Source organism: uncultured Fretibacterium sp., from assembly GCF_938040765.1.
Taxonomy (GTDB): domain Bacteria; phylum Synergistota; class Synergistia; order Synergistales; family Aminobacteriaceae; genus CAJPSE01.
Genome location: NZ_CALIAA010000020.1, coordinates 1 through 12016 on the forward strand (window position 1 = coordinate 1; position 12016 = coordinate 12016).

Sequence of the window (12016 nt, forward strand, 5' to 3'; positions counted from 1 at the left end):
TCCGGCCCTCGGCTCTCGATATTTATTTGGGGGAACGCTGATTGAGTCAGCGCTTCCTTTGTGCTTTCACGAGTTCCATCTGTGGGGAGGAGGCCCCGAATTGCACGAGCTGTCCCTGACGGAATCCGTAAACAACGCGATCCTGAACCTCTGCGAGCGTTCGGGCTGGAGGCGCGTCCGCCGCATCGTGCTGAAGGTCGGGGGGATGAGGAAGGTCAACCCCGAGCTGATGTCCTTTGCCTTCTCCGTAGTCTCGAAGGGGACCGTCACCGAGGGGGCGAACCTGTCGATCCTCTCCATGCCCATCGTCTTCCGCTGCAGGGCCTGCGGAAAGGTCGCCGACAGCGAGAGCACGGCCTTCCTCTGCCCCAAATGCGGGAGCCCGGACGTGGAGCTTCTGTCCGGCCTGGAGCTCTCCATCGACTCCATGGAGGTGGAGGCGGGGAATGGGCTCGAGGCTTAGCTTTCCGGGGGATGGCTTCGGCTGCCCGCTCCTGTGCGGGGGCCGCCGGAGGCGGAAAATCTTAAGGAGACGATATCATGTCGGATAAAGGCATTCTGGACCGCCTCTCGCCCAGGCAGAGGGAGGCCGTGACGTACATAGACGGGCCGCTCCTGATCCTGGCCGGGGCGGGGAGCGGAAAGACGCGGGTCCTGACGCACAAGATCGCGTGGCTTCTGGCGGAGGGCCTGGCGAAACCGTGGGAGATCACGGCCGTGACCTTCACCAACAAGGCGGCCGGGGAGATGCGCGAGCGCGTCTCGGCACTCGTCCCCTCGGGGGCCGGGGATGTGCGCGTCAGCACCTTTCACGCCTTCGGCCTGAAGTTCCTCTTCCGGAACCGCGAGGCCGCGGAGGCTGTCGCGGGTGTGAAGCCGGGCTTCGCCGTCTTCGACCGCGGGGACAGCCGCGCGCTGGTCAAGCAGATCCTGGAGGGGATGGGGGTGAACACCAAGGACGTCGAGCCCGCCTCGGTCCTGGACGCCATATCCCGGGACCGGGCGGCCTGGACCCCCGGCAACCGGGAGTCCATCCTGGAGGGGCTCTACCTGGACGCCGCCCAGGCGTACCGCAGGGAGCTGCGGTCCCGCGGCGCCGTGGACTTCGACGACCTGATGATCGTCCCCCTGCAGGTCCTGGCGGGGGACGAGGAGGTGCGGCGGAGGGAGCGCGAGCGGATTCGCTGGCTGCTCGTGGACGAGTACCAGGACGTCAACCGCCCCCAGTACCTGCTGCTCCGCTACCTTACGGGGCCGGAGTGCCGCCTGAACGTCGTGGGCGACCCGGACCAGTCCATCTACGGCTGGCGCGGGGCGGACATCGGGATGATCCTGAACTTCGAACGGGACTTCACGGGAGGGGAGGGGCAGAAGGAGGCCCGCACCATCATCCTGGACGAGAACTACCGTTCGACCGGAAACATCCTGGGGGCGTCGAACGCCCTGATCCGCAACAACTCCGCGCGCAGGGAGAAGGATCTCAGGACCGCCCGGGGGGCGGGCGAGAAGGTCTACACCCTGCTCGCGAACAGCGACCTTCAGGAGGCCGGCTTCATCACCGCGGAGATCGGGCGTCTCAAGTTGGGCCACGGCTACGACTACGGCGACATGGCCATCCTGTACCGCCAGAACGCCATGAGCCGCCTCTACGAACAGAAGCTCCTGGAGGCGGGCATCCCCTACAGGATCGTCCGGGGGACGGCGTTCTACGAGCGCAGGGAGGTGCGGGACGTCCTGGCGGTCCTGAAGCTGGCCGTGAACCCGGACGACCGCACCTCTTTCGAGCGCGTGGCCGCCTTTGCGGTCAAGGGCATGGGGCCGAAGAAGAGGGAGGAATGGGCCGAGTGGCAGGCCTCCGGCGTCGTGCCCGCCTCGCCGGCCGCGGATTTCTGGCGCGCCGTGGGGGAGGGGGCCTTCCCGGTGAGGGGACAGGTCGGAGGGGCGGTCGCCCTCTTCGGCAGGCAGATGTCGGGGCTTCTGAGGGCCGCGGAGCGCGGGGTGGGGGCCGCCGTCGACCATGTGCTCTCGAACATGGGCTACGAGGACCTGCTGAGGGAGAAGAGCCCCGAGGACTGGGAGGACCGCATCGAGAACGTCATGGAGCTGCGGTCCGTCGTCCCCGAGGGGGACCTGGCGGAGGCATTGGCGGAGGCGGCGCTCTTCACGGACGCGGACACCCAGGACGCCGACGACCGGCGCTCCGTCGGCCTGCTGACGCTGCACGCGGCCAAGGGGCTGGAGTTCCCCGTCGTGTTCCTGGTGGGGCTCGAGGAGGACGTATTCCCGAGCTCGCGCGCGAAGGACGATCCCGCGCAGATGGAGGAGGAACGCCGGCTCTGCTACGTCGGCATGACGCGTGCCGAGGAGCGGCTCTACCTGACGGCGGCCCGCAGCCGGCGGCTCTACGGCACGACGCTCGACAAGGGGTTCTCGCGCTTTCTCTTCGAGATCCCCGATACGTTCAAGAACCTGGACGACCGGGGCGGCGAGGACCGCCGGGGGGCCTGGGACGGGTATGGAGGGGGAAAACGGAGCTATGGCGGCTATAACGGCAGTGGCGGTTACCGGGGACGTCGGGGCTGGTAAGTCCACGGCTGCCCGCCTGTTCGAGTCGCTCGGGGGCGTGAGGTTCGACGCGGACGCCGTCGTGGCGGAGCTCTGGAGGCGGCCGGATATCGTCGGGGCTGCGGTCGGGCGGTGGGGATCGGGGATCCTCGACTCCGAGGGACGCGTCGTGTTCGCCCGTGCTGCCGCGCGCCTGTTCTCCTCGCGGACCGAGTACGACTGGGGCTGCGCCCTGCTGCACCCGCCGGTCAAGGCGGAGCTGGCCCGCCGCGTCGCGTCGCTGGACCCCGAACGGGACTGGGCCGTTGCGGAGATCCCGATGCTCTTCGAGTCCGGCGTCCCCGATTGGGTCACGGCGACGGTCTTCGTGACGGCCTCCCGGGACGTCAGGGCGGAGCGCTGCCGGGCGCGCGGGTGGGACGACGCGGAGCTTCCGCGGCGGGAGGCCTTCTTCCTGCCCTCGGAGGAACGGGCCGCCCGAAGCGACTTCGTGGTGCGCAACGACGGCGGCCTGGACGACCTGGAGCGTTCCGTGCGCGCCGTCCATAAGCGTGCCGTGATCGAGAATCTGAAGGGGGCGTCCCTGCGATGCAGCTGATCACCAGTCACCTGAACACCGATTTCGATTCCCTGGCGAGCATGATTGCCGTCCGGAAGCTCTACCCGGATGCGATGATCTGCCCCCCCGGCGCCATGGGCCGCAAGGTTCGGGACTTCATGGCGCACTACGGGCACCAGTGGAAGTTCCTGAAGCCCAAGAACGTCCCCATGGAACAGGTGACCTTGATGGTCGTCGTGGACACGCGGGCGCGGAGCCGCATCGGCACCTTCGCGGCCCTCGCCGGGCGGCATGACGTGAGCGTGCATATCTACGACCATCACCCGCCCACCGTGGACGACATCCCCGCCGAGACGATGCAGTGGGCCCCCATAGGGGCGACGGTGACGATGCTCGTGGAACAGCTCGTCAGGGAGCGCAAGCCCATATCGCCCGAGGAGGCGACGCTCTTCGCCCTCGGGATCTACGACGATACGGGGGCCCTGACCTACGAGTCCACGACCGCGCGGGACGTCCTGGCGGTGGCCCGTCTTCGGGAGATGGGGGCGGACCTGTCCCGGATCCTGGCGCGGGCGGAGGTCTCCATGCCGGCGGCGGAGCGTCGCCTGCTGGACGTCCTGGCGGAGAACGCCCGGGAGAGCTACATCAACGGGGCCAAGGTGTTGTCCACCTGGGCGGAGACGGAGGAGTACGTGGAGGGCCTTTCCCTCTTCGTGCACCGCCTGAGGGACTACTGCGAGTCCCACGTCACCCTGGCGGCGGTGCGCAGCGGGGGGCGCAAGATCAGCCTGATCGTCCGCAGCGCCCCCGGGGTGCTGAACGTCAAGGAGTTCCTGACGCCCTACGGCGGCAGCGGCCACATCCAGGCGGGCTCGGCCTCGGTCCTGAACCGGGACCCGCAGGAGCTGCTGGCGGAGCTGGAGGAGGACCTGCACCGGCGCATTCCCCGGATGCTCGACGTGGCGAGCGTCATGACCTCCCCCGTCCTGGCGGTCTCTCCCGACGCCATGGTGGACGAGGCGTACCGGACGATGATCCGCTTCGGCCACCAGGCTCTGCCCGTCGCCCTGGAGAACGGCGAGGTCGCGGGCATGATGACGCGCAAGGACCTGGACAAGGCGCATCTGCACGGCTTCGACCGCGCGCGCATCCGCGACTTCATGACGGAGGGCGTCATCGGGATATCCTCGGAGGACTCGATCGACGAGGCGCATCGGCTGATGGCGACCTACAGCTTCGAGCGGCTTCCGGTGCTCAAGAGCGGCAGGCTGGTGGGCATCCTGACGCGGGCCGACCTCGTCCGTGCCCTCTATCGGAGCTTCCAGCCCTCGGGGGAGACGGACGCGAGGTCGGGCTTCCTGTGGATGGAGGGGGTCGCCCCGCTGATGGAGTCCTCGTTCTCCCCGCGCATCCTCGACCTGCTGCACCGCATCGGCGCCCGGGCGGAGACGATGGGGATGAAGGCCTACCTGGTGGGCGGAACGGTTCGGGACATCCTGATGGGGGTGAGGAACCTCGACCTCGACATCGCCGTCGAGGGGGACGCCGAGGAGCTGGTCCGCAGCTGGGACGAGCCGGGGTGCCGGGGCACGGTGCACGGGCGTTACAAGACGGGGACGATCACGTTCCCGGACGGGCTGAAGGCGGACATCGCGACGGCGCGGCGGGAGTTCTACGAGCATGCGGCGGCCCAGCCGACGGTCGCCGGCGACTCCCTGAAGCAGGATCTGGCGCGGCGCGATTTCAGCATCAACGCGATGTCCGTCTCCCTGAGCGAGGGGGATTGGGGGACCCTGACGGATTATTTCGGGGGCAGGGAGGACCTCCGGGAGGGGGTCCTGCGCATCCTGCACAACCTCAGCTTCGTGGAGGACCCCTCCCGGATCCTCAGGGGCATCCGGCTGGAACAGCGTCTGGGGCTGCACTTCGAGGACAACACGCTGCGGCTCCTGCACAGCGCGGTGGGGGGAGGGCTGCTGGGACGCCTCTCGGGAGTGCGGGTGCGCATGGAGCTGGAGATCGGCACCGGCGAGGCCCGCTTCCGCCGGATCGTGATGCGGATGCAGGAGCTGGGGATCTGGGAGGCGCTGTTTCCCGGCTTCCGCCTCGGCACCTCCATAGAGCGGAGGCTGCACGTCCTCGAGCGGTTCCTGCCGCGTGCGCGCAGGGTGGGGGTGGACTTCAAGGGAATGGAATGGATCGTCGGCATGGCCGTGGTGCTGGCCAAGTCGCCGCCGGCCGTGCGCTTTGCCGCCATGGACCGTCTGGGGCTGCGCCCCGCCGAACGGCGGGAGATGTCGATCTGTTTCGACTGCTGGCCTCAGGTGGAGCAGTTCCTGGGAGGGAAGAAGAACCCGAGAAATTCGGAGATCTACCTCTTTTTCAAGCCGTATGGCCCGGCGCCCCTCCTGTTCTGGATGACCTGCATGAAGCGCTGGCAGTCCCGGCGTCATGTCGTCCGTCACCTGCTTTCCTGGACGCCGCTGCGAGGGGAGCTCACCGGCGACGACCTCGTCGGCATGGGGCTGAGGGGCTCCGAGATCGGGGAGGTGCTTCAGGGGATACGGCTGGCCCGCATGGACGGGCGCCTTTCGACGCGGGAGGGCGAGATCGGCTACGTCGAAAGCCGCCTGGCCCACAGACGGTAATTCCCTTGGCGGTCCTGTCCGGCATTTTACGAGGGCGGGTTTCTCCGGCTGGCCTGTACAATGAGTGGGAATCCCCCATCCCGGCTGTCCTGCGGAGCGGGGGGAGCGGGGGCCCCGTTTTCGGATTTGGGGTCCCCGGGAAGGAGTGGAGGTTTTGAGGCTTTTACAGGATCCGATGATGTTGCTGCTGACGCTGCCCGCCGTGCTGTGGGCGATATCGTTCCATGAGTTCTGCCACGGCTATGCGGCCAAGCTGGTGGGAGACCCCACGGCCGAGCGGTCGGGACGGCTTTCCCTGAATCCCCTGGACCATTTCGACCTCGTGGGGACGCTCATGCTCCTGTTCGTGGGGTTCGGGTGGGCCAAGCCCGTACCGATCAATACGCGCTACTTCCGCCACCCGCGCCGGGACCTCGTCATCGTCTCCCTGGCCGGAATCGTCGGAAACATCCTGACGGCGGTCGTCTGCGTGCTGTTCCTGCGCTTCCTGGGGGAGCCCTGGTACCGTCTTGCCGGAAGGGCCGGCATTACGGTTCTGATTCAGATGATCGTCATCAACGTGGGGCTGGCCGCCTTCAACCTGATTCCCATCCCGCCGCTCGACGGTTCGAGGGTGCTGGAGGCCTTTCTGCCATTCCGGTTCCTGCGGTACTACTACTGGCTGGAGCGGTACGGCATGATCATCCTTCTGATCCTTCTGGTGACGGGGATCGTCGACGTTCTCTTCAACCCGATCTTCAACTTTCTGTGGGGCCTGCTTCCCTTCAGATCCCCTTTCTGACCTCCGGAAGAGCCGTGAGCTTCTCCGTCGTCAAAACCTCGTGAGAAGGACGACCGAAGAGAGCTCCGCGATGGACAATAAACAAGTGTAAACTATGCGTTAGTTGTTGACTTTTTGTTTATTGTTCTCTATACTGCTTTACGTCCGAGACGAATCCCTCGGAGCGCCTTGCCCTTTTCTCATGGGGCCCGGGCTTTCGAGGTCGAACAGGACCTCTCGGCCGTGGATTTTTCGGTTGATCTTCGATATGGGATCTTCGATACCAATTCAGGAAGGAAGTTTTAGGATGGCGGGCAAGAAGGGTAAGGTCGTCCTTGCGTACAGCGGTGGTCTGGACACATCTGTGGCGGTGGTCTGGCTCTCGGAGCAGGGCTACGACGTGGTCACGATGACGGCGGACGTGGGGCAGAAGGTGATCGACCTCGAGGCGGCGAAGAGTAAGGCCCTGCACAGCGGCGCCGTGAAGGCCTATATCTTCGATCTGAAAAAGACCTTCGTCGAGAATTATGTCTGGCCCTCGCTGAAGGCCAACGGGATGTATCAGGGGACCTACCCTCTGACCTCGGCCCTGTCCCGACCGCTGATCGCCAAGACCCTGGTGGATATCGCCAACAGGGAGGGGGCCGTGGCGGTCGCCCACGGCTGCACCGGGAAGGGGCAGGACCAGGTGCGCATCGAGGTCTGCGCCACGGCGCTGAACCCCAAGCTGGAGGTCCTGGCGCCGGTCCGGGACTGGCACTTCAGCCGCGAGGCCGAGATGGACTATGCCGTGAAGCACGGGATTCCCGTCAAGGCGACGGCCAGCTCCCCCTACAGCATCGACGAGAACCTCTGGGGCCGCTCCATCGAGTGCGGCATGTTGGAGGATCCATGGAACGAACCGCCGGAGGACGCCTATGAGCTGACGGCCAACCCCCTGGATGCGCCCAACGAGCCGGATTTCGTGGAGATTACCTTCGAGCACGGGCTTCCGGTCGCCCTGAACGGCGAGAGGATGGACGGAGTCAGCCTGATCCTCAAACTGAACGAGCTGGCCGGCAAACACGGCGTAGGCCGCGTCGACATGGTCGAGGACCGGCTGGTCGGATTCAAGAGCCGCGAGGTCTACGAGTGCCCCGGCCCCATCACGCTGCTGAACGCCCACAGGGCCCTGGAGACCATGACGCTGGACAAGCGCGTGCTCATCACGAAGAGGGAGCTCGAGGTGCGCTTTGCGGAGCTGACCTACGAGGGCTATTGGTTCTCGCCGCTCAGGGACTGCATCGGGGCCTTTATCGACGAGACTCAGAAGTATGTGAGCGGCACGGTGAAGGTCCGGCTTTTCAAGGGGCAGGCCGTTGTCCGGGGGATGAAGGCCGGCAAGACGATCTACAGGCACGACCTGGCGACCTACTCCGAGGGGGATGCGTTCGACCACTCGGCGGCCGTCGGCTTCATCAAAATCTGGGGGCTGCCCGTCCGAACCTGGACCTCGACCTTCCCGCGCGACGACAAGGAGGAACTGCCCATCGAGGCGTAATCCCTTCTTCCTGCGGTTTCCGTTTTGAAATCAGGCCCCTCCGCCGACGGGGGGCCTATTTCGTCGGATTGGGAATCGGGGAGAAGCGCCGGCCTCTTCCCGGCGGCGCGGGGTTGGGTCCCCCTCCGGGGGAAAGGGCATCGGAGTTCTTGTTTCCTGCCGATGCCGCGCTTCGCCTCACAGTGTGAAATCCACAGCAGGAATAGACGCGGATGTCGTTCTCCCAAAACCATCTTACGTTCCGGAAGTCGTCCCGAACCCGTGATCTCATGCAGACCTTCCATCCCGTTTCCGGCGACGTGCCGAAGACGAGGCGTATCGTCTCCGCCCCGTCCGTGTAGAGAAGTTCGCCCTCACGCTCCGCGAGGACGGTCTCAAGCGCCCTTGCCAGATCGGAAGGTGCGTTTTGCCCCATCGGCCGCATCAAGGCGGCGGGCCGGGAACTCGCCAGCACGGTGCCCGCCCCGTCCAGGACGTCCGCCGTCAGGGACGAAGGAAGGCCCCGTGCCGTGACGAGCTTCTGAATCTCGAAGATATCCGTGTCCAAAACGGCAATCCCCGCCTGCCTCCGATCCGACGTATACACGGGGCAGGCTGCGGTGACCGTCGGAGCTCCGGTCAGCGGCTGCCTTCGGAACGGCAGCCACCGGGGCGAGGCCGGGCCTTTCCCGTCCCATGGCGTCCCGTCGCCGACGTCGCCCGGAAATGCTTCGAGTGTCTCGGGCCGTCCCTCGTCCCGAAAGGCATAGACGGCCAATGCTTCCTTGTCCGGGGACTCCCCTGCGGACAGGCTCAGGCCCAGCCCCGTGGCCGCATCGTAGGACGCGACGTAATGAGCCGGGAGGGCCCTGCAGCCGGACAGGTCCCCGGCCGCCCAGTACTCCCCGGCCTCCCGGGCCGCCTTCCTGAGGAGGACGCTCTTCTGCAGTCCCGCCGCGTGAAGGGCCTGCAGAATGCTCTCCGTCTCGGTTCGAAGCTGTGCGTCCATCCTTCCGGCAACGTAGTTCTGAGCCAGACGGTACCCCGGATAGCGGACTGCGGCCGCGAGGCAGAGGGCCAGCAGCGCCGCACGTCCGAAAAACGATTTTTTCCCCATCGGCCCGATCCCCCTTTTCCCCGTGATTCCGGACGCTATTTTACATCGTTTTTTGAAGGGGACGCGCCGGCTCTCCGGCGGGAGAGGGGAAGAAAGAATTTTCCGTAAGATACGTTATAATTGACAGGAAGCCGCATAACGTCCGGACCTTGACCTGAGGCGTTTGCGCGGGAGGACCTCCAATCATGATGTACGGTTTTCTGATGATTCTGATCTTGGCGGCGATCAGCTCTTTCTTTTCCTTCTCGGAGATATCGCTGGCGGCATCCCGGAGGGTGAAGCTGCGTTCCATCGCCGAGGGCGGCGATGCCCGCGCCGCTCGGATTCTGGGCTTTCAGGATCAGCCGGGGCTGTTCTTCACGACGGTTCAGATCGGGCTGAACGCCGTGGCCATCCTGGCGGGCATCGTAGGGGATTCCCTTTTGTCGCCGGCGATCCGTGATCTGCTTCCCGATATCCTGGGCCCCGCCCTGAAGGGGCAGGTCGCCTCCGCCGTTCCCTTCGTCGGGGTCACCCTCTTCTTTGTCCTCTTCGCGGACCTCATCCCCAAACGCATCGCCATGGCGGTCCCCGAGACCGTGGCCCTGAGGTCGATCGAGGGGATGCGCCGGGTGATCTTCGTATTCGCCCCGCTGTCGAAGGTCTTCAACTCCCTGAGCAGCATCATCTGCAGGGCCTTCAGGCTTCCCGAGAAGCGTCGGGACGACATCACGTCGGACGACCTCTACGCCATCGTGGAGGCGGGAACGATGGCCGGGCTTCTCAGAAAACAGGAGAAGGACCTGATCGGCAACGTCTTCGAGCTCGACGTGCGCACCGTACCCTCCGCCATGACCGTCCGGGAGAACATCGTGTATCTGGACCTCCACGAGGAGGAGGCGCGCGTCAAGGAAAAGATCGCCTCCGCGCCGCATTCCACCTACATCGTGTGCGACAAGGACATCGACCACATCGTGGGGTACGTGGATTCCAAGGAGCTGCTGGAGCGGGTCGTCAAGGGGCAGAGCCTTCAGCTGGACAACGGGCTCGACATCAGGCCGCCCCTCATCATCCCCGACACCCTGACCCTGGCCGAGGCCATGGACCAGTTCAAGGGACGGGAGGAGAACCTGGCGGTCGTGCTCAACGAGTACGCGCTGGTCGTCGGGATCATTACCCTGCAGGACATCATGATGATGCTGATGGGCAACCTGGTGGGGGAGGAGGAGCAGATCATCAAGCGGGACGAGACCTCGTGGCTGATCGAGGGGGCGACCCCGATCGAAGATGCGATGCACGTGTTCGAGATCGAGGACTTCCCCGAGTCCCAGAACTACGAGACGGTCGGAGGATTCCTCACGTTCATGCTGAGGCGCATTCCCCACCGTACCGATTTCGTCGTGTATGCGGGGTACAAGTTCGAGATCATGGACATCGACAACTACAAGATCGACCAGATCCTGGTGACGCGCCTTGCCCCGCAGGAGCCGAAACGGGACGAGAGCTCGGAGGCGCGGGATCGGGATTGACAGGCCCGCCCGCGGCGGAACGAATACAATGATTCTCGTAAAAGTCGAGGGGGGGCCGTTCGGCCCCCCCCTCGACTTTGCGGTCGTCAGCGCCTGGGCCCCAGGAAGGGGATGGGATCGACGGGTTTGCCGTTGACCCGAACCTCGAAATGAACGTGGTTCGTGGTGGCGCGTCCCGTACGGCCCACGGTCGCGAGCGTCTCTCCCTGGCGCACCCTTTGGCCCTGCCTGACCTTGATGTTCAGACAATGGGCGTACAGCGTGGAGATTCCGCCGCCGTGGTCGAGGATCACCACGTTCCCGTATCCCCTGAAGCTCCGGCTTTTGGCGGAGGCGACCAGCTTGACCACTCCGTCCCTCGCGGCCCGGATGGACGTGCCCTTGGGCATGGGGATGTCGATGCCCGAATGAAGGGATCGCCTGCCCCGCCTGCCGAACCCCGACGAAACGGCCCCGTTTACGGGCCAGATCATCCGGGATCCCGAGAACCTGGAGAACTCCGGCAGAGCGGGCCCATGGGACGGCCTTCCGGGGAAAAGGCTTCGTTGGATGCCGGTCAGGCCGGAGGTGCGGAGAGCCTGCTTGCGGGGAAGCCTCACGACGACCACGTTGTCGCCCGATATGACCAGCCTCATGGGGCCGTTCGAGGAGTCCCCGTCCTCCGAGAGAAACAGGACGGGTTCCTTTGCGTTCGCCCCGCCTTTGCCCTTTTCCCCTGCGGCGTCTTTCTCCAGGCCGAGTCGGAGCGTCGTCGGGATGGGCGGCATCGCCTTTGGGGAGAGCGGCTGAGGGGGAGTCCTGAAGGGCTGGGGCGCGGGGGCCTTCGCCGTCTTCGGGGCCGGAGGCTCGGCTTTGGGGGCGCTGCGGGGAACTCCATGCAGCTTGATGGACACCAGCGTGTCGGTCTCGGCCTTTCTCTCCTTCTGGATGGATTGCCAGACGGGCAGGATGTCCTGTTTGGAGGCGGGGATGATGAGCGTCGTTCCCTCGATGAGGCGGTCGACGGTCAGGTCGTTGGCCCAGAGCACGTCCGCCGAGGTCAGCTTGTTCGAGCGGCAGAGCTCGGACAGCTTCTTCAGGTCCTGTTTCCGGTCCTTCGAGAGGGACAGGGTCTGACGTTCGACGCGGGGAGCGGACTGGGCGGGAGACGAGACGAGCAAAACGAACGGGAGGAACAGAAACAAAACGGGAATGGCCGGCACGTGGCCGTTCTTGTATTTTTCTCTTTTAAGCGACATGGCAAAGCCTCTCCTCGTCATCACGGGGCAGCAGGATGCGAATGGGGAGCCCGAAAATATTTTATGAAGGCTATTATAACCGAAGATGTTTTCGCCGTCCTC

Annotated in this window: 9 protein-coding genes; 7 read left to right on the forward strand and 2 right to left on the reverse strand. The window is 65.4% G+C overall.

The features are described 5' to 3' along the window. The first annotated feature begins 100 nt into the window (after positions 1 to 100). From hypA to Q0176_RS00620, 6 genes are all read left to right on the forward strand, one after another. Positions 101 to 463 carry a hydrogenase maturation nickel metallochaperone HypA gene (gene hypA, locus Q0176_RS00595; protein ID WP_299297992.1) on the forward strand — a complete coding sequence of 121 codons (363 nt, stop codon included), beginning with the start codon at positions 101 to 103 and terminating at the stop codon, positions 461 to 463. A 77-nt stretch (positions 464 to 540) separates the two neighbouring features. Further along, on the forward strand, positions 541 to 2586 hold the full coding sequence (locus Q0176_RS00600) for an ATP-dependent helicase (protein ID WP_299297994.1): 2046 nt from the start codon (positions 541 to 543) through the stop codon (positions 2584 to 2586). Beyond that, on the forward strand, positions 2537 to 3163 hold the full coding sequence (coaE, locus tag Q0176_RS00605; RefSeq protein ID WP_299297996.1) for a dephospho-CoA kinase: 627 nt from the start codon (positions 2537 to 2539) through the stop codon (positions 3161 to 3163). The genes Q0176_RS00600 and coaE overlap by 50 nt, the downstream gene beginning before the upstream one ends. Further along, a complete protein-coding gene (locus tag Q0176_RS00610) occupies positions 3154 to 5772 on the forward strand; it encodes a CBS domain-containing protein (RefSeq protein ID WP_299297998.1) in 2619 nt (872 codons plus the stop codon). The genes coaE and Q0176_RS00610 overlap by 10 nt, the downstream gene beginning before the upstream one ends. Before the next feature lie 154 nt (positions 5773 to 5926). Then, positions 5927 to 6553 carry a site-2 protease family protein gene (locus Q0176_RS00615; RefSeq protein WP_366796955.1) on the forward strand — a complete coding sequence of 209 codons (627 nt, stop codon included), beginning with the start codon at positions 5927 to 5929 and terminating at the stop codon, positions 6551 to 6553. A 286-nt stretch (positions 6554 to 6839) separates the two neighbouring features. Beyond that, a complete protein-coding gene (locus tag Q0176_RS00620) occupies positions 6840 to 8072 on the forward strand; it encodes an argininosuccinate synthase (protein ID WP_299298000.1) in 1233 nt (410 codons plus the stop codon). Positions 8073 to 8127: 55 nt separating this feature from the next. Here the strand turns inward: Q0176_RS00620 and Q0176_RS00625 are convergent, their stop codons facing one another. Next, positions 8128 to 9168 carry a cache domain-containing protein gene (locus tag Q0176_RS00625; RefSeq protein WP_299298002.1) on the reverse strand — a complete coding sequence of 347 codons (1041 nt, stop codon included), beginning with the start codon at positions 9166 to 9168 and terminating at the stop codon, positions 8128 to 8130. Positions 9169 to 9353: 185 nt separating this feature from the next. Here Q0176_RS00625 and Q0176_RS00630 point away from each other — a divergent pair, with 185 nt between their 5' ends. Next, positions 9354 to 10676: a hemolysin family protein gene (locus Q0176_RS00630; RefSeq protein WP_299298004.1), complete on the forward strand. Its 1323-nt coding sequence runs from the start codon at positions 9354 to 9356 to the stop codon at positions 10674 to 10676. An 86-nt stretch (positions 10677 to 10762) separates the two neighbouring features. Here Q0176_RS00630 and Q0176_RS00635 read toward each other — a convergent pair whose 3' ends face one another. After that, on the reverse strand, positions 10763 to 11914 hold the full coding sequence (locus tag Q0176_RS00635) for a M23 family metallopeptidase (RefSeq protein ID WP_299298006.1): 1152 nt from the start codon (positions 11912 to 11914) through the stop codon (positions 10763 to 10765). Positions 11915 to 12016 lie beyond the last annotated feature (102 nt).

Coding starts and splice junctions, on each gene's coding strand:
- Q0176_RS00600 (WP_299297994.1), top strand. CDS start 541: ATGTCGGATAAAGGCATTCTGGACCGCCTCTCGCCCAGGCAGAGGGAG.
- Q0176_RS00620 (WP_299298000.1), top strand. CDS start 6,840: ATGGCGGGCAAGAAGGGTAAGGTCGTCCTTGCGTACAGCGGTGGTCTG.
- Q0176_RS00635 (WP_299298006.1), bottom strand. CDS start 11,914: ATGTCGCTTAAAAGAGAAAAATACAAGAACGGCCACGTGCCGGCCATT.
- Q0176_RS00625 (WP_299298002.1), bottom strand. CDS start 9,168: ATGGGGAAAAAATCGTTTTTCGGACGTGCGGCGCTGCTGGCCCTCTGC.
- coaE (WP_299297996.1), top strand. CDS start 2,537: ATGGCGGCTATAACGGCAGTGGCGGTTACCGGGGACGTCGGGGCTGGT.
- Q0176_RS00610 (WP_299297998.1), top strand. CDS start 3,154: ATGCAGCTGATCACCAGTCACCTGAACACCGATTTCGATTCCCTGGCG.
- Q0176_RS00630 (WP_299298004.1), top strand. CDS start 9,354: ATGATGTACGGTTTTCTGATGATTCTGATCTTGGCGGCGATCAGCTCT.